The organism is Peribacillus sp. NPDC046944 (genome assembly GCF_050272735.1).
GTDB lineage: Bacteria > Bacillota > Bacilli > Bacillales > DSM-1321 > Peribacillus.
Map to the genome: position 1 here is coordinate 92082 of NZ_JBNNML010000007.1, position 24661 is coordinate 116742.

At 39.6% G+C, this 24661-nt stretch carries 23 protein-coding genes, 1 other RNA gene and 1 riboswitch; of the genes, 6 read left to right on the forward strand and 18 right to left on the reverse strand.

Annotated elements, in window-relative coordinates; translation table 11 throughout:
• Positions 1-132: 132 nt before the first annotated feature.
• Positions 133-585: a chemotaxis protein CheX gene (locus ACQKIC_RS14375; RefSeq protein ID WP_427591766.1), complete on the forward strand. Its 453-nt coding sequence runs from the start codon at positions 133-135 to the stop codon at positions 583-585.
• Between the two features lie 362 nt (positions 586-947).
• Here ACQKIC_RS14375 and ACQKIC_RS14380 read toward each other — a convergent pair whose 3' ends face one another.
• Both ACQKIC_RS14380 and ACQKIC_RS14385 read right to left on the reverse strand, forming a co-directional pair.
• On the reverse strand, positions 948-2264 hold the full coding sequence (locus ACQKIC_RS14380; RefSeq protein ID WP_427591765.1) for a nucleobase:cation symporter-2 family protein: 1317 nt from the start codon (positions 2262-2264) through the stop codon (positions 948-950).
• Complete coding sequence (locus tag ACQKIC_RS14385; RefSeq protein ID WP_427591764.1) at positions 2257-2856, reverse strand: xanthine phosphoribosyltransferase; 600 nt, start codon at positions 2854-2856, stop codon at positions 2257-2259. Before ACQKIC_RS14385 ends, ACQKIC_RS14380 begins: the two co-directional genes overlap by 8 nt.
• Positions 2857-3016: 160 nt before the next feature.
• A riboswitch (purine riboswitch) is annotated at positions 3017-3118 on the reverse strand.
• 366 nt (positions 3119-3484) lie between these two features.
• On the opposite strand from ACQKIC_RS14385, the gene ACQKIC_RS14390 reads away from it, so the two are divergent.
• From ACQKIC_RS14390 to ACQKIC_RS14400, 3 genes are read left to right on the forward strand one after another with little or no spacing between them, the layout of a single operon-like run.
• On the forward strand, positions 3485-3631 hold the full coding sequence (locus ACQKIC_RS14390) for a cytochrome c oxidase subunit 2A (protein ID WP_427668665.1): 147 nt from the start codon (positions 3485-3487) through the stop codon (positions 3629-3631).
• 16 nt (positions 3632-3647) lie between these two features.
• Positions 3648-4127: a cytochrome c oxidase subunit II gene (locus tag ACQKIC_RS14395; protein ID WP_402869078.1), complete on the forward strand. Its 480-nt coding sequence runs from the start codon at positions 3648-3650 to the stop codon at positions 4125-4127.
• A complete protein-coding gene (locus tag ACQKIC_RS14400; protein WP_427591763.1) occupies positions 4124-5776 on the forward strand; it encodes a b(o/a)3-type cytochrome-c oxidase subunit 1 in 1653 nt (550 codons plus the stop codon). Before ACQKIC_RS14395 ends, ACQKIC_RS14400 begins: the two co-directional genes overlap by 4 nt.
• A 45-nt stretch (positions 5777-5821) precedes the next feature.
• Here ACQKIC_RS14400 and ACQKIC_RS14405 read toward each other — a convergent pair whose 3' ends face one another.
• From ACQKIC_RS14405 to ACQKIC_RS14460, 12 genes are all read right to left on the reverse strand, one after another.
• Positions 5822-7342, reverse strand: a complete 1521-nt coding sequence (locus ACQKIC_RS14405; RefSeq protein WP_427591762.1) for a carboxypeptidase M32 — start codon at positions 7340-7342, stop codon at positions 5822-5824.
• Between the two features lie 123 nt (positions 7343-7465).
• The gene (locus ACQKIC_RS14410; protein ID WP_427591761.1) at positions 7466-9379 is read right to left on the reverse strand and encodes an ATP-dependent DNA helicase; all 1914 of its coding nucleotides are present in this window, start codon (positions 9377-9379) and stop codon (positions 7466-7468) included.
• Positions 9380-9598: 219 nt separating this feature from the next.
• Positions 9599-9799: a cold-shock protein gene (locus ACQKIC_RS14415; protein ID WP_034307871.1), complete on the reverse strand. Its 201-nt coding sequence runs from the start codon at positions 9797-9799 to the stop codon at positions 9599-9601.
• 193 nt (positions 9800-9992) lie between these two features.
• Positions 9993-11141: a THUMP domain-containing class I SAM-dependent RNA methyltransferase gene (locus ACQKIC_RS14420; protein ID WP_402869085.1), complete on the reverse strand. Its 1149-nt coding sequence runs from the start codon at positions 11139-11141 to the stop codon at positions 9993-9995.
• Positions 11138-13222, reverse strand: coding sequence for a sensor domain-containing protein (locus ACQKIC_RS14425; RefSeq protein WP_427591760.1), 2085 nt, complete (start codon positions 13220-13222; stop codon positions 11138-11140). The genes ACQKIC_RS14420 and ACQKIC_RS14425 overlap by 4 nt, the downstream gene beginning before the upstream one ends.
• Before the next feature lie 181 nt (positions 13223-13403).
• An RNA gene (rnpB, locus tag ACQKIC_RS14430) (RNase P RNA component class B) lies at positions 13404-13792 on the reverse strand.
• A 77-nt stretch (positions 13793-13869) separates the two neighbouring features.
• On the reverse strand, positions 13870-14181 hold the full coding sequence (gene gpsB, locus ACQKIC_RS14435) for a cell division regulator GpsB (RefSeq protein WP_402869090.1): 312 nt from the start codon (positions 14179-14181) through the stop codon (positions 13870-13872).
• A gap of 206 nt (positions 14182-14387) precedes the next feature.
• Positions 14388-14939, reverse strand: coding sequence for a DUF1273 domain-containing protein (locus tag ACQKIC_RS14440; protein ID WP_402869092.1), 552 nt, complete (start codon positions 14937-14939; stop codon positions 14388-14390).
• Positions 14940-15006: 67 nt separating this feature from the next.
• Entirely contained in the window at positions 15007-15495 is a 489-nt protein-coding gene (locus ACQKIC_RS14445) for a CotD family spore coat protein (RefSeq protein WP_427591759.1), read from the reverse strand.
• Positions 15496-15932: 437 nt separating this feature from the next.
• A complete protein-coding gene (locus tag ACQKIC_RS14450; RefSeq protein ID WP_427668667.1) occupies positions 15933-17159 on the reverse strand; it encodes a ribonuclease H-like domain-containing protein in 1227 nt (408 codons plus the stop codon).
• A gap of 142 nt (positions 17160-17301) precedes the next feature.
• Complete coding sequence (locus ACQKIC_RS14455) at positions 17302-19548, reverse strand: DEAD/DEAH box helicase (protein WP_402869871.1); 2247 nt, start codon at positions 19546-19548, stop codon at positions 17302-17304.
• Positions 19549-19704: 156 nt separating this feature from the next.
• A complete protein-coding gene (locus ACQKIC_RS14460) occupies positions 19705-20472 on the reverse strand; it encodes an alpha/beta fold hydrolase (RefSeq protein ID WP_427591757.1) in 768 nt (255 codons plus the stop codon).
• 140 nt (positions 20473-20612) lie between these two features.
• Here ACQKIC_RS14460 and ACQKIC_RS14465 point away from each other — a divergent pair, with 140 nt between their 5' ends.
• The gene (locus ACQKIC_RS14465; protein WP_402869100.1) at positions 20613-21077 is read left to right on the forward strand and encodes an Hsp20/alpha crystallin family protein; all 465 of its coding nucleotides are present in this window, start codon (positions 20613-20615) and stop codon (positions 21075-21077) included.
• Positions 21078-21148: 71 nt separating this feature from the next.
• On the opposite strand, the gene ACQKIC_RS14470 is transcribed toward ACQKIC_RS14465, so the two are convergent.
• The 4 genes from ACQKIC_RS14470 to ACQKIC_RS14485 form a co-directional block, all read right to left on the reverse strand.
• Entirely contained in the window at positions 21149-21793 is a 645-nt protein-coding gene (locus ACQKIC_RS14470) for a YppG family protein (RefSeq protein WP_427591756.1), read from the reverse strand.
• Positions 21794-21869: 76 nt separating this feature from the next.
• Complete coding sequence (locus ACQKIC_RS14475; RefSeq protein ID WP_427591755.1) at positions 21870-22238, reverse strand: YppE family protein; 369 nt, start codon at positions 22236-22238, stop codon at positions 21870-21872.
• An 82-nt stretch (positions 22239-22320) separates the two neighbouring features.
• A complete protein-coding gene (locus tag ACQKIC_RS14480; protein ID WP_402869107.1) occupies positions 22321-22590 on the reverse strand; it encodes a hypothetical protein in 270 nt (89 codons plus the stop codon).
• Positions 22591-22939: 349 nt separating this feature from the next.
• Positions 22940-23878 (reverse strand): DUF2515 family protein, encoded by a 939-nt coding sequence (locus ACQKIC_RS14485; protein ID WP_427668669.1) that lies wholly within the window; start codon positions 23876-23878, stop codon positions 22940-22942.
• A 153-nt stretch (positions 23879-24031) separates the two neighbouring features.
• Between ACQKIC_RS14485 and recU the strand changes: the two genes are divergently transcribed.
• The gene (gene recU / locus ACQKIC_RS14490) at positions 24032-24643 is read left to right on the forward strand and encodes a Holliday junction resolvase RecU (RefSeq protein WP_402869109.1); all 612 of its coding nucleotides are present in this window, start codon (positions 24032-24034) and stop codon (positions 24641-24643) included.
• Positions 24644-24661: the final 18 nt, after the last annotated feature.

The window sequence follows — 24661 nt, forward strand, 5'->3', positions numbered from 1 at the left end:
CCTTTGAATTTGATTCTAAAAAAACCACGTAGTCTTAAATACATATTTTTTCATTATTTTTTTCAATAAAATAGGTATTTCACCCTATAAATTTGATATTATAGGATTAACCATACAATCGGAGGAATTTAAATGGAAATCAGCGCTAGCATTACGAAAGTTTTAAACGGTACGATTTCAGCAGTGAAGTCCGTTCTTCCTTTTTCTTCGGATGTCCAGAAGCCTTCCCTCATTATGCAACCTTTTGAACAGGAATCTATCTCTGTACTTATTGGAATGACGGGTGCCGTTCGGGGTAGATTAATTATCGAAGGAACAAGTGACTGTGTAAGTAAAATAGGCGAAGTCATGTTTGGAATGCCTCTAAATGGCGAAATGCTAGAATCGTTCGCCGCAGAGCTTGGTAATATGCTTGCAGGTAATCTCGCAACTTCCTTAGCAAATGATGATACCTTAATGGATATAACACCACCAACCGTCCTTGTCGGTCAAACGAAAATGTACGGCTTCAATCAAGCCATCAATTTGCCTGTCGTCCTCGAAGGGGCGGGAACCCTTCATTTTATCCTGATGATTGAAAGCTAGTTTCAACATGAAAGAACCCCCTTACCTTCATATCTGGTAAGGGGGTTCTTTCATTCTTCTTTCTCCACGGAAGATTGATTTTGTACTTGGATGATGATGTTTTGAAATTCCTCTTTCCCACAGACAAAACATCTACATTCCTGATTCAAAATGGTCCGACAATGCATACAATATTTTTTTTCCATTCCTATCACTTTCTTTCTTAAACAGATACTAACAATATATTCAGAAAGTGAAGAGAGTTTCCTTTTTATTTTTTAAACCAACCATTTTAATTCAGTTGCCTAGGGGACAAATAAAAACTGCCTCCCCACCGAATCGGATAAGGAAGACAGTCTCATTTTTTGATCATGTGAAAATAATCAGGCTACTTTTTGTCCTTCGATACGCACTTTCTTTACTCTCCCTTTTGTCGGGATAACATTGAAAATGATATTCAAGAAGATCGCAGTTAAACTTCCAGCAACGATACCATTTTCGGTTAGAATCTGGATGCCGCCAGGAATATTTGCGAACACCTCGGGAACAACCGTCACCCCTATTCCCATACCTACTGAACAGGCAATGATCAATAAATTTTCCTGGGAGGAAAAATCCACCCTGCTCAGCATTTTAATTCCCGCTGCAATCACCATCCCGAACATGGCTACCATCGCGCCTCCTAAAACGGATGGAGGAATGATCGTTGTGAACGCACCTATTTTAGGTACGAAACCAATTAATATGAGCATGCTCGCAGCTACATAAATGACATTTCTTGTTTTGATGCCCGATAATTGAATCAGGCCCACATTTTGCGAAAAAGCCGTATATGGAAATGCATTAAACAGACCACCGATTATACTGGCCAATCCTTCCGAACGATACCCCCGCGCCAAGTCATCTTCAGAAATTTCTTTATCTGTGATTTCCCCCAAAGCATAGTAAACACCTGTTGATTCCACTAAACTTACTACAGCAACCAGGGTCATGGTTATGATGGCCGTGATATTAAACTCAGGAAAACCGAAATAGAAAAAATGTGGCATATGAAGCCATGAAGCGCCCTCTACGGCACTGAATTCTACTTTACCCATGAAGAAAGCCACAAATGTCCCAAAGAATAATCCAAGTAAAATAGCAATGGACCTGGCAAAGCCCGTTGAGAACTTATACATCAAAATGATGAATAGCAACGTTCCAAAACCAAGGGCTACATTATTCAAGGAACCAAAATCAACCGCTCCTTGTCCGCCCCCCAGATTATTAATGGCCACTGGAATGAGCGTAATTCCAATGATTGTGACTACCGATCCTGTTACAACAGGCGGGAAGAACCTCGATAGCTTCCCAAAAAACTTACTGATCAAAACCACAATCAAACCTGAGACCAGAATGGCCCCATAAATGCTATTCATCCCATACTGAGTACCAATTGCAATCATCGGACTTACTGCGGTGAACGTACAACCAAGTACTACAGGAAGGCCAATCCCAAAATATTTCATTTTTACGACTTGCAATAAAGTCGCAATACCACACATTAAAATGTCGATTGAAACTAAATAGGTCAACTGTGTTGAGTTCAATCCCATCGCACCACCTACAATAAGGGGGATAACAATGGCACCAGCATACATTGCAAGAACGTGTTGTAACCCTAACGATGCAACTTTCAATGGGGATTGATTTTTAGACATGAACGATAGCTCCTTCCCGCTCCTCAACGAATGTTATCTGGCCTACGTTCAACTCCTTGATCCTTGCTAAGGATTCAACTTGGAAACCTTGATCCCTAAGATCTTTTCCACCACTTTGGAAAGCTTTCTCTATAACAATTCCCATACCGACCACTTCAGCGCCTACCTGTTTACAAATATCCGCCAACCCCCGAGCAGCCTGTCCAACAGCTAAAAAGTCATCGATTATCAAGACTTTATCACCGGCTTTAATATACTTATCCGATACGGAGATAGTATTCGTTTCTTTTTTAGTAAAGGAATGAACCGATGCGGTCACTAGCCCCTCAGTCAATGTAAGGGATTTACGTTTACGAGCAAAAATTAATGGAACATCCAATTCCAAAGCTGCCATAAGACCTGGTCCAATCCCCGAAGATTCAATCGTAAGCACCTTTGTTATCTCTTTATGTGCAAATCGTTTTACAAATTCTTTACCGATTTCTTTCATTAGCACAGGATCCATTTGGTGGTTCAAGAATGAATCCACTTTTAAAATGTCTTTAGATAACGCTTGCCCCTCTGACAAGATTTTTTCTTTTAATAGTTGCATGAAGATTCCTCCCAATCTAAGATGATTGATTATTTTAAGTCATGTCATTGTTTCCTGGTAAATGAAAAATGCCCAAGAAACATTGCATCACATAGTAGAGTGAAGCAATATTTCTTGGGCATTCATGAAAAAGGATATATAAAGTCCCTTCAAGTCGCGACAAGATCTATTACTCACTCATAGTCAGATTATTTACGGTAATCCGGTAGAAACTTGCAGGCCATATTCCTGCGATTATACGAGTGAAAAAATTTATTTTTAATAATACAAGAATTATAACAATGCCTTCACAATTTGAAAAGAAAAACTTGATAAAAAAACGAACTTTAAATTAAAATGTTAGTTTATCATTCGTGTTATTTGAAAATTCAAAAAATACATCTTGGAGATATCCTTTCGTATGGAATATAAATGGCAAGTTCATAAACTTCACAATACTTTCACAATACACCTTCCTTTCAAACCGACACTTTCCTTAACGTTTCAATATTCCCCTATTTCCAACTTGTTAAGACAATGATTGAACAATTTGTGAAATGAGAAAAAACACCTACTATTCATCTGGTACTTTTGTATGATTAAGTAGCTTAGTTACTCTATTTTTTTCTAATGGGAAAGGTGTGAAAAAATGTCCGAACCTACTGGCAAGAACAAAACACAAATAAAACAAGATACTGATTTGAAAGGCACACTCGCTTCGGTTTTACTACTTGGGATTTTTCTAATAGTGATTTGGGTCAGCATTTATTTTTTATTTACGGGTCGTTTAGGTTAAGTGAGGAGGATAAATGATGCATATGCATAAGTTTGAAAAGATTTGGCTCATTTTAGGAACGGTCGCCCTACTCATTTTCTTAACAGTTCTAGGGGTAAGTGCTTTCTATTTAGGGAACCAGCCACCAAGCTGTTTAGTAACCATCGACCCTGAAAAGGTTGATACCACTGCCCCCTTCAATGATCCCGGATTACATAAAGTAGACGGAAAGGATTGGGATTATGAATTAGTATTTGTGGCTTCGGCTTTTTCGTACAGCCCAGCAAAGGTGGAGATTCCAAAGGGGGCGACTGTCAAAATCATTGCGACAACCAAGGATGTCATCCACGGATTTGAAGTAGCCGGGACAAATGTCAATATGATGCTTGAACCTGGTTATGTCAGTGAATATACCGCTACTTTCAATAAAGTGGGGGAAAACCTAATTATATGCAATGAATACTGCGGAGTTGGTCACCATATGATGAGCTCTCAAATTGAGGTGGTTTCAAAATGACAAAAGCTATTGATAACGAAAAAATTCACCCACTTGATGCGAAGCTTTCCATGGCACATTTCTATGTTGCCATCATTGCCTTGGGACTAGGGGGCTTTGCGGGACTCCTTCAAACACTTGTACGTTCAAGCAAAGTCGAATTGCCTGCAGGAATAACCTATTATCAACTACTTACTGTCCATGGCGTTTTACTCGCACTAATTCTTACGATCTTCTTCATTTTGGGGTTTCATCTTTCAGCAGTCAGTAAAACCATAGGACCTTTAACCAAATGGGCAAGATTCTCAGGCTGGGTTGGTTTTTGGACAATGACAGTTGGAACGGCAATGGCGGCTCTTATGGTGTTATTAAACGAAGCTTCCGTCCTTTATACTTTTTATGCCCCTCTTCAAGCCCATCCTATTTTCTATGGGGGATTGACACTTGTCATCGTTGGCAGTTGGTTTAGCGGTGGCTCCCTATTGGTGACATACCATAAATGGCGGAAAAATAACAAGGGAAAATCCAGCCCCTTATTAAGTTTCATGGCTGTGGTCAATACTTTATTATGGTTCGTAGCCACGTTAGGGGTCGCTATCACCGTCTTGTTCCAGCTTCTTCCTTGGTCTTTAGGATGGGTTGATTCGATTAACATTTTAGCAAGCAGGACTTTGTTCTGGTATTTTGGTCATCCACTTGTTTATTTCTGGTTGCTACCAGCCTATATGTGCTGGTATGTAGTGATTCCTAAGATCATTGGCGGTAAAATATTTTCGGATTCATTAGCGAGGATGTCTTTTATTTTATTTCTGTTGTTCTCCATTCCCGTCGGGCTTCATCATCAATTGCTTGAGCCAGGAATCGACCCTGTTTGGAAATATATACAAGTTGCATTAACTTTCTTGGTCGTAATCCCTTCTTTAATGACTGCTTTTTCTTTATTCGGCACTTTTGAAAAATACGGACGTTCACAAAATGCTACAGGTTTATTCGGATGGTTCCTAAAACTCCCTTGGGGCGATGCCCGTTTTACCGTTCCTTTTATCGGGATGGTGGCTTTCGTCCCAGCTGGAGCCGGGGGACTTGTCAATGCATCGAACCAATTGAACCAGGTTGTTCATAATACCATATGGGTAACGGGACATTTTCATTTAACATTGGCCACTTCAGTAATTCTAACTTTTTTCGGCATTTCTTATTGGCTGGTTCCTCATTTGACTGGACGGATATTGACTAAAAAACTTAATAAATTAGCCATCATTCAAGGTATCTTCTGGGCAATCGGAATGTCCATCATGTCTGGGGCTATGCATATTGCCGGACTACTGGGTGCACCTCGTCGCTCATCTTTTTCTACTTATGGGGAGTCAGCACAGGCACTTGAGTGGATTCCTTATCAAATCGCCCAGGCAATCGGTGGAACCATACTATTTATTGGAATCGTTTTATATATTATTATTTTCATCCAATTGGCTTTCTTTGCTCCAAAGGGAAATGAAGAATTCCCAGTAGGTGAATCAAATGAGGATGCAACGATTTCTCTCGTTTTTGAAAACTGGAAATTATGGCTTGGAATAACCGCAGCACTTATTCTTTTCGCCTATACCATTCCATTTATTGATATCATTCAAAATGCCCCACCAGGTTCAAAGGGTTTTAAATTATGGTGATTAAAGAAAGCCTTGGCAAGTTGCCAAGGCTTCACTTTATCCATGTTATTTAACTTTATAAACCGCTTTATACTTTTCTTCTAGATACTCGATTAAATATTGCACATTCAAACCTTCCCCCGTTGTTTCTTTCAAAATCTCTAAGGGTTTTTTCAACTTACCGAATTTATGGACCTTTTCGTTAAGCCAATTCCTGATAGGTTCAATGTTACCTGCTTCCAAAAGTTCATTAAATTGTGGTAAATCCTGCAGCATCGCATGTTTAAATTGAGCGGCATACATATAGCCAAGTGCATAGGATGGAAAATACCCAAAACTTCCGTCAGACCAATGGACGTCTTGCAAAACACCCACTGCATCATCTTCAGGTATGATACCCAGATACTCCTCGTATTTTTTGTTCCATGCACTTGGTAAGTCCTTCACTTCAAGCTCACCATTAAAGAGAGCCTTTTCCAATTCATAGCGAATCATGATATGTAGTGGGTATGTTAACTCATCGGCTTCAATACGGATAAAAGAAGGCTTCGATTCATTAATTCCACGATAGAAATCTTCAAGTATAACATCCGCGAACTGCTCGGGAGCAAACTCCTTTAAAAGCGAATATTGGTTTTTCCAGAAACTTAAGCTTCGGCCAATGAAGTTTTCAAAAAATAAAGATTGAGATTCATGGATTCCCATCGAAGTCCCACTATCAAGTAGTGTACCCGTTAACTCCTCAGCAATATTCTGCTCGTAAATAGCGTGGCCACACTCATGGATGGTGCCAAAAATTGCGCCTCTAAAATCACGTTCGTCATAACGGGTCGTAACACGAACGTCGCCTCTATTGATTCCAGTTGCAAATGGATGGACGGTTTCATCAAGCCTACCAGCCTTAAAATCGTACCCGATTTGTTTTAAAACTTCGTGGTTGAATTGCTGTTGTTTTCCCTTAGGAAATTCCTTATAAAGGAAATCCGTCCCAGGTTGATGCTTACTATCGGCAATTTGCTTGACCAAGGGAACGATGCTCGCCTGAAGCTCACCAAATACTCGATCTAGGATCTCAACGGTCATACCCGGTTCATACATATCTAATAAAGTATCGTATGGCTGGTCCTTGTATCCCCAATATTCAACAAATTTACGAGTATAGGCGACAACTCTCTCAAGGTAAGGTTCAAATATAGAAAAGTCCGCTTTTTCCCTTGCTTCTTCCCACGCACTTTCCGAACGGGATTGTAATATCACGAATTCCTTATATTCATCTGCTGGAATCTTATTATTTCTCTCAAAGGTTTTCTTACATTCCTGTACCATTTTCATCGTTACTTCACTAAGTTTTGGTTCTGCTTTCTCTGTTGTGAGGCCATCAATAAACCGCTTCATTTCGGAACTTGTGGTCATATTGAAAACTTCAGAGGAGAGCACCCCAATCACTTCAGATCGTTGCTCCACACCCTTTTTGGGAGCTCCCGTACGCAAGTCCCAGAATATGAGTGCAAGCGCCTCGTTATATGCCGATATTTTCTTGACGTATTCTTTAAATTCTCTTTCTACTTGCTCCACGCTACCTGTCAAATAAAACATCCCCTTTCACATTACACTTTACCATATTATACAAGGGAAAATCACATCAGAACGAACGAATTGAATTCAAAAAAGATCCAAGGGGATTTCCCCTGGACCTTAACATGTTTATTATTAAAGCGATACCGGAAGGATAGAAATGATTTTTTCTTTAACTTGATTTGATAAATCATTGTCAATCAGTATTTGTACAGTTCCAGAGTCGTTGCTGGTCCGGATTAAACGTCCAATACCCTGACGTAAACGAAGAAGCATATACGGGAGGTCAACGGCTTCAAATGGATCGGTGACCGAGTTCCTCTTAGCTTCGAATACGGGATCATGTGGCGGGAATGGGAGGGAGTGTATCACTACATTCTGCAATGAATCTCCCGGAACATCCAGGCCTTCCCATAAATGATAGGAGAACAGAACGGAATGCTCTTCATCCTGAAACTTTTTAACAAGGTCGCTAATCTCCGATTCACCTTCAAAATAGAAAGGATAATCACCCTTCTTGCAGTTCTCCTTGAACCAAAGCAACTCTTCTTTTGATTGAAACAATACGAGTGTCCGTCCTTTGTTTTCCTCGATTGTTCCCATTGTATAATTGAGCTTAGCTAACCGATCTCCTTTTTCAAAGGTCGGCATGTTCATCTTCATCACTTCTTCATAATCAAATGGAGATTCAACCGAGAAGCTATCGAACTTTTTAATCCCCAAGCTATCCGCAATATATTGGAATGATTTATTATCGGATAATGTCGCTGATGAAAAAATGTATGGAATTTTTTTCGAGAATACTTGTTCAGATAAAATATCCTGGACAAGTCTAGGCATGATGACCAACGTTTTAGTCATTTCATTTTCTTCAAACCACGAAACGGCTTGTTCATCTTTCACGAAGAGAGAAAGTGAGTATCCCAACTGTTCTAAATACTCTTCAGTGACTTTCAAATCATAGTCGTTAATCGTATACATTTCCGATTCAAAAACAAGGCTTTCTTCTAGTTCTTCCACCTTTTCATGAAGTCTTTTAGCAAAATTGGTGATTTCTTTCGACATCGGTATTTCATATCGGTTTGAACCACTTACATGAATTGCCTTTTCGTCGAGCAAATCAAAAAACTCTTCGTTGATATCAATTAAATCTTCTATGATGTACAGCGTTTCCTCACGCACTTGATTAGCTGTTAACAACTCTAAAACTGAAGCGAGGGTTTGTTCACCCACTTTATATGTCAGTGCCTTTTGTGCAGAGAATTCGAGTAAATGACCTTCGTCGAAGATTACACAACTATGTTCTGGCAATAACGGTAGTTGTCCTTCACGCTTGCGCTTATCTTTCGTCCAAACATGTTCCATGAAGAAATCATGTGAACAAATGATTAAGTCACTTGATTTCCGGTAATGATCACGGGAAAGTGTTTGTCCACAACGCTGACGTTTATCACAGGTAAAGCAATTTTGTAACTGGTCCCAGCCTACTTTAGACCAATCTTCATCATTGAGGTATGGATATTGTTTACGATCCCCATAAGGCGTATAAGCATTCATAGAAGAATTGTTATGCACAAATTTAGGGAGTTCATCAAATAGCTGATCGATGCCCTCAGAATCCTCATGATTCACAGCATGATCCAGCTTCTTTAGGCATACATATTGATCGTGGTATTTCGCAAGCCTAACGTCCACTTCAATACCTAAGGCGCTCTTTATTTTTTGTATGTCGCCTTCTTCTTTAACGAGCTGTTCAATCAAAGTCTCATCAGCGCAGGAAATGATTGCCGGTTTATTGGTGTATCTGGCATAACAGATTGCATATAACAGATAAACCAATGTTTTACCCGTCCCTACACCAGCTTCTGCGAAACTTATATTTTTTTCCTTAAAGGCCTTTTCTAGTTGAAAAGCCATGAATATTTGTTCGTCACGTAGCTCGAATCCTTTTTCGGGAAGAATATCGTAAAAAACATCACCCATCCATTCTGAAAGCTTATCATAAAAAGAATCTTCCTTTGTTACCGAAAAAGGCAGTGTTTTTAGCATCCTGGTCTCCCCTTTTATCTATCTTAAGTATATGAATTCAGGTTTTAAAATATATCTAGGCAAAAGTATATTATCCTTCAATTCCTTCACATAGTCAAGGTATTTTGTCATGGCTATTAAAAAGTTTTATGTACTAGGGTGTTTATATTGCTAGGGATTGCCAAAAAACAAAAAGACAGACTCCCTAGAGAGCCTGTCTGTAAATACTATAAGGTTGAATTAAGCTTTGTTTACGTTTGATGCTTGCGGTCCGCGTTGACCTTGTTCTACATCAAATGTAACATCTTGGCCTTCTTCAAGTGTTTTGAAACCTTCTCCTTGGATAGCTGAGAAATGTACGAATACATCGTCTCCACCTTCGCGTTCGATGAATCCAAAACCTTTTTCTGCGTTAAACCATTTTACTTTACCTTGTTCCATTTTTGTTGCCTCCTAGTGTGTTTGCCACACATTATATTACTATCCTTGCTCACTGATTAATAAGGTATTCCTTAAATCTGAACAAAAATAATTCACTATCAGAATAACAGAAATGGAAGGGATAATCAAGAATAGAACCCACTTTAGATAAAATGTCCTGACTTTTCAAAATCTTATATTATATTATACCTACTTATTCGCCTCTAGGTTGTCTTGCCGGCCTTTTTCCCCAATATTGATAAAAGTCCGTCCTAATGAATCCATTGAACAGCTTCCTTTTTTTCGTAGCTGGTTTCCCATAAAACTGTTCAAAGTCCGGGTTTGAGGTAATCATGTAAATAGACCATGTATCAAGCTTTTTAAATGCCTCTCCCATCTCTTTATACATCTGCTCAACGGCTTTCTTTTCACCAAGACGTTCCCCATATGGTGGGTTTCCCACAATGACGCCATATTCCTTCCTCGTCGAGATATCCCTCACCTGCATTTGCTTGAAATCAATCAAATCTCCAAGACCTGCTTCGAAACTATTGGCTTTTGAGATTTCGACCATGCGGTGATCAATATCACATCCTGAAATATCCAAATACTGATCGTAATCAGCCAAATCCTCAGCTTCGGTTCTCGCTTCATCCCAAACCTTGCTATCCATCCAAGACCAGGTTTCGGAAATGAAGTCACGGTTAAATCCAGGAGCAATATTCTGTCCAATCAATGCCGCTTCAATAGGAATCGTCCCGGAACCACAGAATGGGTCGATGAATGGTTTATCTGGTTTCCAGTTCGTGAGCATTACCAACGCTGCCGCCAAGGTTTCTTTAAGAGGTGCTTCACCTTGCCCAGTGCGGTAGCCACGTTTATGTAATCCAGCTCCTGATGTATCTATCGTAAGTGTTACTAAATCTTTTAAAATCGATACTTCAATTTTAAATAATGGGCCTGTCTCTTCAAACCAGGAAACTTGCTTATACTTACTTTTCAATCGATCGACAATCGCTTTTTTCACGATGGCCTGACAATCAGGAACACTATACAACTGGGATTTAACTGATTTACCGCTGACTGGAAACTCAACATCTACAGATAGGTAATCTTCCCAATTCAAGGCTTTGGTTTTTTCAAACAGCTCATCAAAGGAATACGCCTTGAATTCAGCGACCTTAATTTTCACACGATCGGCACTGCGTAACCATAAATTAGAGCGGGCTATGGCCATTTGGTCCCCTTTGTACATAATTTTTCCGTTTTCAACTTCACAGTCGTAACCCAAGTCACGGACTTCCTTTGCAACAATAGATTCCAATCCCATTGCTGATGTTGCAATAATATCGAATTGTTTCATTCGTCATGCACCTTCTTTCCTATAATCAAAATCGGTTTCCACATTTCCAAAAAGTCATGCAATTCAGTAACGGGTAACGGTTTTGACAAGTAAAACCCTTGAATGATATCACACTTTTGCGTTTTCAAAAAGTCTACTTGCTTTTTAAGTTCCACGCCTTCTGCTATGATTTCCAGATTAAGCGTCTTAGCCATAGTAATAATCGCTATCACTATTGCCGAGTCATCTTTGTCATTATCTACGTTTTTAATAAAACTTTGATCGATTTTAAGAGTATCAATAGGGAATTTTCGCAAGTAACTCAATGATGAATAACCAGTCCCAAAATCATCAATGGACAATTTAAATCCTTGTTGCTTGAGTGCGACTAATTTTTTTATCGAATTCTGGGCATTAGGCATGATTATGCTTTCGGTCAATTCCAACTCCACACGATGGGGATTGATGTTAGTGTCTTGTATGAGGCCAATGACTTCTTTCGCAAAGTTTTCCTGGGTGAAATGCAATCCTGATATATTGATACTTACCTTTAAATCAGGATACCCAGAAATATGGAATTTTCTAATTTCCTCACATGCCTGTTTAATGACCCAATGGCTGATTGGGATGATCAGTCCCGTTTCTTCCGCAATAGGAATGAACTCGGCAGGAGAAACCTGTCCTAATTCAGGAACACTCCAACGCAGGAGTGCTTCCACACCCACCACTTTCCCTGTTTCAAGATGGACCTGCGGATGATAGTGAACCTGAAGCTCGTTGTTTTCGATTGCTGTATGTAGCCTATTTTCTATTGTTCTTCTCCGGGTATCATTCCCCGTTTGTAAATCTTCATGATATAATTCAAAGCTATTAACCCCATTGGCCTTTGCTTTATGTAACGATTTTTCAGCATTTATTAATAATGTTTCAACCTGTGAGCCATCAAAGGGATATAAACTAATTCCTACACTAACTGATGTATATACCTCTTCGTCATATAAATAAAAAGGCTGTTTGAATGTTGAAATGACATCCTCAGAGACGTGGACAGCTTCTTTTACATGCTTTAAATGGGGCAAGACAATGATAAACTCGTCGCCGCCAATTCGTGCAATCACATTTTCGTTTTTCAACATTCTCTTTATTCTTGCTGCAACTTTTTTCAGCAATAAATCCCCATATCCATGACCTAGTGTTTCATTAATCGCTTTAAATCGTGCAAGGTCTAAGTGTAACACAGCGAGTGTTTGATTGTATTTTTCAGACATTTCGATTAAGCGGCACAGCTCTTCATTCAATAAAGAACGGTTAGCCATTCCCGTCAAAGCATCATACCGAATCAGTTTTTGCAGTTGATTTTCCTGATGCATCCTATCGGTGATATCAGAAAACAACGCAACATAGTGTGTGACTTCTCCAGATTCATTCGTAATGGCAAGAATCGTTAACCACTCAAGAAAAACCTCACCATTTTTTCGTCTATTCCAGATTTCTCCGCTCCATCTTCCACATTCCCCTATCTCTTTCCACATGGCATCATAAAAATCTTTTTTATGATATCCGGATTGAAGAATATTTGGCTTTTTTCCAACTGCCTCTTCTTCTGTATATCCTGTCACGATTTGAAAGGCTGGGTTCACGGATAGAATGACACCATGCTTGTCCGTATATAAGACACTCTCTTCAATATTCATGAAAATTTTTTCAGCAAGGATCCTTTCTGTTTCTTCCCTTACCTGAAAATCATGATGATCAAAAATAACAGAGTAAAACATTTGTCCCTTTAATGAGATTCCACTAATTTTCATTTTACTTTTAAATCGCTCTCCATTTTTACGGATCATAATTGGAGAGCCAGTATAGGATTGACTACTTCGTAATTCCTTACTCATCATTTCAACCTCATGCTCACTGGCAAATAAAGAAGGAAATAAATGGCCACATTGATTAAAATCAGAGTATCCGATAATTTTCTCCGCCGCCTTATTCCATTGGATAATTAATCCTTCTTCAGTATAGACCAAAGCCCCCTCCTGCATTTGCTGCAGCATGGTATCAGCCAATGAAAACACTTCCGGAAAACCAACCTGCATATCCCTCATGTTGAAAACCTCCGATAGTACACTAGTTTATACTTCCATGATAAAGTATTTTACACACGTAGTGTTAAGAAGGGGAAATCCGACATTGTTTTGACATATTTAGATTAGATAAAATTTCATAAACAAAACAAAAACTCTCCTTTCACAAGGAGAGTTGTTCTTTAATTGTTATATGGTAACGTTCTGTAAGCCATGTTTTGTTCCTCAGTACTGCAAGCGACTTGCGTCTCGTACTTCGGCGGTAATCATCTATCTACAGAAGCAATGCTTCTGTCCTTCTCCTCGTTCAATTCCAAGGAAGAAAGCGCCCCTACCATTAATTTGGGTTTCTCGCTCGTGGGGTTTACCTCGTTCCACCCTTTGCATTTCTGCAAAGGCTCCGTCACTGTGGCACTTTTATAGGTATTCATGCCATATCCAAAAGGACTTAGGCATTTTCCCGGCCGTCAACAGTCAAAGACTGCTGCCCAAGCTTATTTTTTCGCCAGGCACGAACACTACGGGCATCTCAGCCCGTGCGAGCATGGACTTTCCTCAACTGCATAAATGCAGCAGCAATTACCCAAACGTTAACATAACATTAATGATTATAACCCATAAACAAATAAAACACAATACAATTTCAAAAAAGAAATAAAACCAAGCAATTAATCGAACAGTTTATTTCCAAAGACATGCTTTTCTAAGTTGGATAACCGTTTTAGAATATCAAAGTTTGTAGTTCCAGGAGTTGCTCCTGGAGCAGGTTGACTCGGACGTTTCGGATTCTCTTCGGTTTGTTTTTTCAATTTAAGATTTTCTTGTTTAAGATCTTCAATTTCCTGATGAAACACTTCATAATCCTTGATGATAAGATCTAGAAACTGGTCTACATCTTCAGGTTTATAACCTCGCATAGCCGTTTTAAAATCTTTTTCAAGAATATCTTTAGCCGTTAATTTTATCTTATCGGATAGCATAAGACTTCACCTCAATACTTTCGCCAATACAATCGACTTTTTTTTATTTTTTCAAATCTGCTTGGATTTGTCAAACAAACACATTTTTATTTAAAATAAGGACAAATTTTTTGCGACTTGCAGGACTACCTTTTGTTTCTAATTTTCATCATAATATGATTATGCTCTGGAAACAACATTTAGTCCATGATTTATTGCTTTATGGTTTAATCGTTAGCCCAGTTATCCTCTTCCGCTACTTGCTGCAAATCGTCAAAGCTAATCTGGTAAATGGGATAGGCTAGGGATTCCGCTTTTTTCATGGCTTCATAATATGGATATTTTGCAGATCCTTCCTTTTCAGGATCGAAAACAATCAACATGGCATCACTTTTCTTGACCATGTAACGATTTTTAACTTTCAACTGCTGTGGTCCTTCATAAGGCTTCTTGAAAATTGATTCGACAAAGTCGGCACGTGTCAAAATGGAACGGTAGAAATCCTGATTCGTCTCATTCCATGACTCTTCCTGATTCAAAAAAGGAGTAAGCACACCCAATTTTAAGGAAGGGTACTCCTCTTTCACCTCGAATACCACCTCAGCCCCCCATAGCTCCGATCCTAACTGACCGGAAATGATCACCCATTCAAGTCCATCCTCGACTAAGGGAATGAGCCGTTGCCTAATCGCTTTTTTTATGTATTGTACGCCTTCATGATCATTTTTAAATATCCCTAATTCGAATGCTTTATAACCAGTTAGATACAAAACCTTCATCTAAAGACCACTCCCCCTTTCAGACATTATGTAAGAAAAATAAGGGCTTATTAGGCCCTTAATTTTTTCAGTATCCAAATTGCCTAGGTGGGCAGCAAGGATTGACTGGCGGCATACCACAAATCAAGTTTTGAGTGTAACACTCGTTCACTACAGATTGAGTATGCGGGAAATAGTGTTTATATGTGTTGCAATGTTTATTAACCGTTGTTGTATGAGATGGGTGAATAACAGGAATCACTGTATTAGATACATTTGTGTTTACGTATTGCTGAGTAGGAGATACTTGTGCCGGTGCCGTTTGCGTAGGAAGAGCCTGGGTTTGACCATGTACTGGAGAAACAGCAGTCGGATAGTGTTGCGCTCCCATCACATTGGATTGTGCCCCCATTACATTGGATTTTGCTCCCATCACATTGGATTGTGCCCCCATTACATTTGAGTGTGCTCCCATTACATTGGATTGTGCCCCCATTACATTGGATTGTGCCCCCATTACATTGGAGTGTGCTCCCATTACATTTGAGTGATATCCCCCACAATTACGAAAATACATATATAATTCGTCCCCTTTCATCAAGATAAGTTTTGCCTTACCATTACAGACTATGAAAAAAAGGGTAGACGTGTACTGATGAAATAACCTATTTATATCAATTAATCCAATAATCAAGGAAAATTTAAACTACGTTTCATCTTATGTGGGCAGCTTTACCTCGTGCTTTTTATAAAAAAGAATAAAAACTATCTTTTAATGATGTAAATAAAACAATCGTCAAACATAGGACAACAAAAAATAGAAATAATGTGGTTTTATACATTTCTTCGCTCCGCTTTCACTATTAAATTTATTGAACGGATGGATGTTTCTACATTCATCCTCGACGACTATCATTTTACACATTATGACTTGAGGCTACAATACTTGTTTACTACATTTTTATCACAAGAAGAATTTGGCAATTGGTAGTTACTTATTAATCATTAGAGCTTTTATTGTAGGAGTCTATTTTTCCTTTCAAGCCGCAACATCCTTTTTTCTAATTCCAAAAGTTTTTTCTCCAAGTTCAGCCTATTCCCATTGCCCATTTCCAGCATTTCTTGATATGCCTTCTTGGTACAAGTAAGGGCAGCAGCGGGATTCTTGGATTGGTGCTCCAAAATTTTTGCGCATTCTATCTGAGCCTGAATCCTCATCCAAGGTATCCCATTTAACGCTACTTCCTTCCAGATTGTAAGTGCCTCGTCATATTTCCCTTGTTTCTTTTTCTGAAAAGCTATTGCATGACCTGCCGAGATCCGGTCTTCCTCATTTCCGACTTCCCTTATTTTTTCATACGCCTCCACAGAGTCTTCCTTTTTCCCTAAGTAGGCGAACCAACGGGCAATCTCCAATGATTCTTCCGTATATCCGTCCATTTGTAGGATTTTTCGGGACAAGTGAATATACAAGGTGATTAGCGATAAAATATCCAATTCATTATGTTTCATGATGCCAAAAAGAATGTCCGGATTCTTCCGTTCAACAAAATCGAAATAAATCATTGGTGCCAAGTACCCTGGGATATCATCTTCGCGTTCAAACCCTAAAATGTCCGTTTCCACTGCAGATAATTTCACTCGTTCTAATTTATCTTTCCAGAGCCGTCTTGAAGCATGATATAAATCAAAGTGACCGAATTCCGGAAGCTTCGGGACATGTTCCTTTATCAAGGTATGCCTTGTTTTTAACTGTGGCCAGTCAAATGCCTTTCCATTATACGTAACAAGTGTTTCATAATTGATGTTCTCAAGAAAGCTTTGGTAAAGCGGGACCTCGCTACCAGGCTGGGGCAGGATATGCTGTTTGACGACGACTTCATCCCCTTCAAAATAAGCGTAACCCAGTAAAAAGATGGTGTTGCCTGCCCCACCACCTAGTCCTGTCGTTTCCGTATCAAAGAAAAAGAGATCTTCGCCCTTAATCCCTTTAGCAGACAAGGGGTGCTCTACAGAAGATTGATTCCATGCCTTTACTATCCCCTTCAACTCCAGGAACGAATACAAACCATGTTTATGTTCCAAGGGATAACGAACTTCACGGACGAAGCAATAATCTCCATCAAAATGGTAGGCACTCGTGTCATTTCCAAGCCACTTTTCAAGAAATGGAATGTCAGTTTTCACCATGTCGTCGCATTCCTTTATCAGTGGTTGTCTATCTTGTGTTTCATGGTTCATATGGGGCTTCATGCGATTCAGTTTATTTTTCAATGACAAAAAGCTACACCTCTATTCATGTAATCCGGCCATTGAATGGTTTTACCGACAATACAGGTTCAACATCCGGAGAGCTTTAAAATTAACTCGTTCTTTCTTTCAACTAAAATTGGTCTAGCAACTCCACACTTCTCTTTTTGGCACGTACCCCTTCTATTTCAGTCCCTATACATGAAGGGCACCCATCTTTGCATGGGCATTTTCTTATAAGATTCTTCGCTGCCTCTTTCACCTGGTCAAAACGCTTATAAACATCTTCAGCTAGCCCTATTCCACCTGGATAATGATCGTACATAAATATAGTGGGTAGCTGGGTATGTGCCGCTTTTATTTGGGCAACGACATGGATATCATTCCTATCGCACATAACAAGAATGGGAACTACGTGTCCCAAAACATTAGCAACCCCTTGTAGGAGCTGCTCCAGTGTTTTTTCGCCAAGTGTGGAATCAACTTCTTTTATTTCCAACCAAGTTGCGCTAGTATGCAGTTCTTCCTCTGGTAAGTAAATGGGACCTGACCCTATGTTTTCAAATGTCGTTAGTTTTATCTTTTTAAAGATGCTTGGTAAGATATTTATGGTAACATCGCCATAATTGATTGACGATTCCCTCGTATTGACCGTTTTATCTATTTCCAGTACTTTTAGCTGTACGGCTAAGTTTGCATCTGTGTAATATTCCACGTCCACTTCCCGCACATATGCCTTTTTATGTTCCCAATCTAGTTTTTCAACTTGATACTGGACTCCTTCATGTAAATAAATTGCCTCATCATGTAGGAGTGTCATAGCGCTAAACCTATCCATTTCCCCGATTATTTTTACATTTGCCGTTTCTGATTGATCGACTATAACGACATTTTCTTGGGACGCAGACCGTAAACTGATATTTCCAGCCGGGAAAGATTGATTGGCCCAGTAGAATGTATCACCATTTTGGTGAATAACCCTTTCTTCCACTAGATACTCCAAAATTTCTTTCACATCCAAGGGACCAAATTCTTCATTTTCCTTAAAAGGGAGTTCGTAAGCGGCACACTTTAAATGGTCAACCAGGATAATTAAGTTTTCCGGATTAATCCGGGCCGATTCAGGAGAACGGTCAAAAAAGTATTCTGGATTTTGTACAATGTACTGATCTATGGGGGTAGAACTTGCCACCATCAGTATCAAAGCTTCCCCATGCCTTCTCCCTGCTCTCCCAGCCTGTTGCCATGTACTCGCCACACTTCCCGGGTATCCTGTCATGACACATACCTGTAACTGCCCTATATCCACTCCCAATTCTAAAGCGTTCGTACTGACAACACCTAGAATATCGCCTTCCCTTAAGCCCCGTTCTATTTCCCTTCTTTGTTTTGGGAGATATCCTCCGCGATAGCCCCTAATGGATTTCGACCCGATTTGACCTTTCACGAGGTCCTGCAAATGACTTAATATGATTTCCACTCTAACTCGGCTACGAGCAAAAACGATGGTCTGGATTTTATTCTTCAAGAATTCCTTTGCTAGGTTGTTAACCTCTACAGTTGCACTTTTCCTGATGTTCAAGGGCTTATTAACAATTGGCGGATTATAAAAAACGAAGTGTTTTCTACCGCTAGGCGCTCCGTTATCATCTATTAAGCGCATGGGATTACCAGTTAGCTGCTCCGCCAATTCTTTCGGGTTGGCGATTGTAGCGGATGTACATATAAAGATCGGATTACTTCCATAAAATTTACAGATTCGTTTCAACCTTCTAATGACATTGGCAACATGGCTTCCAAACACGCCCCTATATGTATGGAGTTCATCAATGACGACATACTTGAGATTTTCAAAGAGACTCACCCACTTTGTATGATGCGGTAAAATGGCCGAATGCAACATATCCGGGTTTGTAATCACGATATGACCAGCCTTTCTCACCACCTGGCGAATGGCAGGCGAAGTATCCCCATCGTAGGTGTAGCTTTTGATGTCTATCCCCATTTCACTGATTATCTCGTTCAGTTCGCTTTTCTGATCTTGGGCTAGAGCTTTAGTCGGGAAAATATACAACGCACGGTTTTCCCCATTTTCTGCAATGGATTGTAACACTGGAAGGTTATAACATAGTGTTTTTCCCGAAGCCGTAGGTGTTACGGCTACAATATTTTCCCCTTTCCTCAATGTTTCATATGCTGTGTATTGATGGCTATACAGGTCACCAATCCCTCTTTTTTGCAAAGCATTTTTAATTCTATCGTCAACGCTGGAAGGCAACGGTCTCGTCTTCGCTTCCCGCGGTTCAATTTCATGCCAATTAATGATATTTTCATTTTCCCTTAATTCTTTTATTAATTCCGAAAGTGATTTCTTTCCAATCATACTAGTCACCTCTTTGTACATAATAGTTTACCGAATAAACGTTTGGTTGACCAGTTGGGATATACTGCCAAACAAAAAAAAGACCTAAAACTGCTTAGGTCCATAGTTAGTGTAATTTTAGCTTTCACCAATTGATAAAATTTTCACCTTCTACTATTTGACTTCTTCAATGAAATGTTCAATTTCACTCGCAAGCCTTTCAGGGTCTTCAAGCATTCCCATATGGCCGCATCTTTCTAGGACTACCTCTTTTATATTCTTACCCTTTATGGAAAAGGTCTTTTCCGGGGCGATGACTTTATCCTTTTCACCTGCGACCAAAAGCACTGGTAGCTTGGTATCCTGTAAGACGTAATTTTTATCTTTTCTATTTCTCATAGCATGTAACGATCCAATTGCCGCTGTTTCCCTCGTTTGATATCCAATCCTCTTAACCTGCTCGATTTGAGGGTCATTGGAATCCGCAAATAACTTAGGGATGAGTCCATCAATGAAAGGCGGCATACCATCAGCCTCAATTTTTTCAACTGCCTTCATGCGCCCTTCCTTCCCTCCCTCATCATCCGGAAAAGCAGTAGAATGAATAAGTGAGAATCCATTCAATTTTTCCGGGAACTTCTCAGCAAAGGCCAAAGTTATATAGCCTCCTAGAGAATGCCCGAATAAATATACCTGCTCGATATCCTGGTCTTCTAAAAAGAGTGCAATATCCTCAGCCATATCTTCAATAGAAAAAGATGTTACATTCGATTCGCTTGCTCCATGGCCACGCAGGTCGACCGCAATGACTCTATACTTTTTCTGCAAGTTTGGAATTAGCTTCTGCCAATATTCATGGCTCCCGCAAAATCCATGAATAAACAATAGTGTATCTTTTCCTTCGCCTCGATCTATGTATGATAAATTACTGCTTCCAGTCATCTTCAATCCCCCATCCCCAAGATTATGTTTTATATTGTTATTCCCCGTGGGTCTATATCTAAACCACTTATGTCCATTCACACATCTTTAGCCTCTACATAGCCTATAGGCAAAGGAGTTTTTTAGATAGGAGGACCGTGATGACCCCTTTTGAAAAGAATGATCAACCCCAAGAAAGAAAAGAACCTTTTACCCACTTCATTAACAAAATGGATCGTTTGTTCTCTGAAAGGCCCGCCAGAGGCATGCTACAGTCCCTGGACGGATTCTTTGGCTCAGCTAAAGAACAAACTTTCCCCATCTACCTTGATGAAACAAATTCGGAATATATCCTTACCGCAAGCTTGCCCGGTATTCCCAGGAGCCAAATTTCCATCGATTTATTGCCACAATCCGTGACCATCTCCACGAAGTCCAAAGTAGGGGAAAAGTTTCGCCAACCCCCAGGCTTCATTCAAAATACGCAATCATCTAGTCAGTTAACAAAAACCATTTCTTTTTTAAAACCAATCGATGAACAAAATGTAAGGGCTAGGCATCGCGATGGCATCCTAACGCTTAATCTGCCTAAAGTGAAAGGGAATCGAATTGAGATCAACGATTGAATTAGGGCAAACTTAAGTAGACGTAAAAAGTGGCTGGGTCACTTTTACGTCTACTTTTTTATTTTACCCATCTAAACTTTGAAGAACCCCCCTACTCCCTTGACCATCGAAGAAACTTGAGAGACCGTATTCATCATTTGTCCAGCTGTATTCATCATTTTTGTAATATCCATCGATCCGTCCTGTGTTTTAAATTGGTTCATGACAGACTTAATTCCCGAAGGCTGCTGCTTTTGCATGAATTGTTGTTTTGGATATGGGTTATAAACTTGTTGTTGCATTTGCGGAGGTCGTTTCGTCGGCTGTAGCGGGTTATCAAAAGGGTTGAAGCCTTGAGTTTGTTTTGGCATGTATTGATTGACAGGCATTTGTTGATTGGGGTACATAGGTTGAATAGGTGGCATTGGTGACATGGGTGGCATTGTCTGATTCGGTGGCATCGGCTGCATTACACTACTGCCCGGGGCCGTCCCTGTATTCATGGCCTGTTGTGGCACCGGTTGGTAGGATGGAAAGGCAGGTTGCTGGTATGGGTCTTGATAGGGTGGCACCAAGCCTCCATTATACTGGGGAGAGTAATGGTGCATATTCGGGTCCTGAATGGGTGACTGCTGAGGGTACGGCATTGGTTGCTGATATCCCCCCCAGTATTCAGGCATGGATTGCGGGTACTGCTCTTGATTAGGGAAGACAGGATTATAATCCGATCTCATCATGTTCTATGCGTCTCCTCTTTTTTCCTGACATGGTTCCATTATTATATGAAAAAAGAGGATTTTAGTGTTTGGAAGATCATGATAGTAATCTATCCACTTCTGATTTCACATTGTGAAGGATATACTCAATGGATTGAACATGGCTTTTAAACCGTTTATAGCTGGTCTTCGGAAAGAATGCCTGAACCGCGACATCCGAAAGATTATTGGTCGTTTGTTCGATTTGTTCAGGAAATAGATGTTTGAATGGCGTTTCTTTCATCCACTCTTTTATACCATGCTCCCATTCCGCACAATTTGCTTGGACTTGATCGGCAAACGGCTTGACCTCCGTAAAGAAGTCTTTTTCTATTCCTTCCTTTCGAACACTTTCATAAATTTCATTCGCTTGACTTACATAATGTATTAATTGTTCGGTTAATTTTTGAAGTTTCTCTTTTTGCACGATGAATTCCTCCGTAGCATGTTTCCAACAGTATAATCGAATTGACGAAAAAATGAAATTCTAGCGACTCATACTTATACACTTAAACTTCTGCTAAAATTTTGGGTACCATCATTGATTTTATTGATTTAACGGGATAAGGTCGGCTTATTTCTTCTGTCTCAACCAAGAAATCCCCGGCTTTCTCCATCGCTTCCTGTGCGTCATCCACTAAATTGTGCTGCTCCGCCCATAGCTTACAACGAGCCGTATTCATGGTCTCACCATAAGCATTTTCCAATTGATCCAGACTGGTACTGATTTCAGCTATCATACTTAAAATTTCTTCTGTTGCTACACTTTTATTGATCATGCTGACCCCTCCCATTCTATACCTGTTACTATTCTTTTTTTAAATAAAAAGCCCTTCTAGGTTGACAAAACTAGAAGGGAATCGGCAAAGAAAGTGTAATTTTCTTAATTTATAGGGGCCTTCGACAATATGGAGCGAATGAAGCTGGCCATTTTAAACAAGAATACAAGCAGGAGGTGATTTATTTGCAGTCGAATGAAAGCAGACAGCAAAAAAACGAAAAACGACAAAAGCCGCCGGCAGAAAAGGCAGGAAAAGGTAATCCAAAACTTAGTGGTGAAAACAAACCCTCTACCTAAACGAATAGGGGTATGACCACACATCAGGGAAGGCGGAAACATCGCCTTCCCTACTTCTTTTTCAAGACCAGCTTTTTGAGCAAGATGACCGTATGCAATTGTTTTTGTTTACGATCGAACCAATCGGTCAAAAGAGGATTTTCTTTCCACTGCGGTTCGAAAAACCATTCTTTTTTTAATCTTTTCTTTATACACCATTTCTCCGGGAGAATGGGATGATGATTGATGATTGGATAAACCATACGCAGCATCGGCGTTTCATGTAGCCTGGGTATCTTTCTGTACTGTTCATAATCAAACCTCGATCCGGTCGGCTCCGTTCGACTGGCGAATTCCAAAAATAATGGAAAAAGCTCTTTCCTAAAAAGAAGATCAGCCAATCTTTTCCCCAATTCGATTCTTTCATCTAGATTCCGAAAATGAGAAACGGATGCGCCATATAACACCCCTTTACATGTGGGAAATAATACGGTGCTAAAATGCATACAATCCTGTAGAAAAAATAAGATGGAATGAAATACGAGAGATCGCTTTTTTATGATGGGTTCAATGATATTCTGTTCATTTATAATAAGGGCGGTGATTAATCTTTCCTGATTTCCATCCTCCCAAAAAGAGTACCACTCATTTATGATGAAATCAGTAATAAAAAAATATGGACATAAGTGAAACAAAGGGCGCTTAAATTTCGTCGAATAATGATAGATGAGTAACTGCGGATAGGCATCCTCAAAAATCCGCCAATTCGCTTCTTCGTAAGCAAGGAATAACTGACGTTTATATTTAGAACCTAATAATTGCGAATACCAGACCCCTTTAAGATCACACATATTCCAACCTGCATTACGGGAAACCATCCCTGCTAGAAAGGACCATTTTATTTCAGGATGAAGCAGGAAGAATTTTTCATAAGCTTGGGTTCTGGATATATTATCTTTGTTCCATTTAGCAGTTTGACCTTTTATAATAGATAACAATTGCTTTTCCATGCTTGTAATCTGATACATAAGAACCACCACTTCCAGGAATTATGACATTTTTCAATTGTTAAATCCTATCGTTCTAAGAAACAATTCTTTTTATTCACATTTTGGATTCTTTTTTTGCTAATATAGATAGGTGAAAAAAAAGGAGGGGTAAAAGTGGCATTCAATTATCCCAACGGACGAAAGTTCGTACCGCAGCCCATGAAAGAAAGGAAAAGTCCACTAAAGAAGTTCAGTTACAGTAATCGTGGAAAAACATTAGAGGATGATTTGAATGAAACCAATCAGTATTATTTAGCGCACGGGATTGCTGTCATACATAAAAAGCCGACACCCGTACAAATTGTGGATGTCCACTATCCTAAAAGAAGTGCTGCCGTTATTAAAGAAGCTTACTTCAAGCAAGCATCGACCACGGATTACAATGGGGTCTATAAAGGTAGATATATTGATTTTGAGGCCAAGGAAACAAAAAATAGGAACTCTTTCCCTCTCAAGAATTTTCACGAACACCAAGTTGAACATATGAAGCAAATCGTTCAGCATGATGGAATTGCATTTGTTATTATCCGCTTTTCTGCGACGGATAGTATATACTTAATGAGCTCCGAACAACTGGTGTTGTATTGGAATCGGATGAAAGACGGTGGACGCAAATCCATTACCCTTGAAGAGGTCAAGACCAGTTCAAAGAAGATTGCGCTTGGCTTTCAACCGAGAATTGACTATATTAAAGTAGTAGATTTACTTATCGCAGAAAATTTTTAGTTTTTTTCTAGAAAGGCA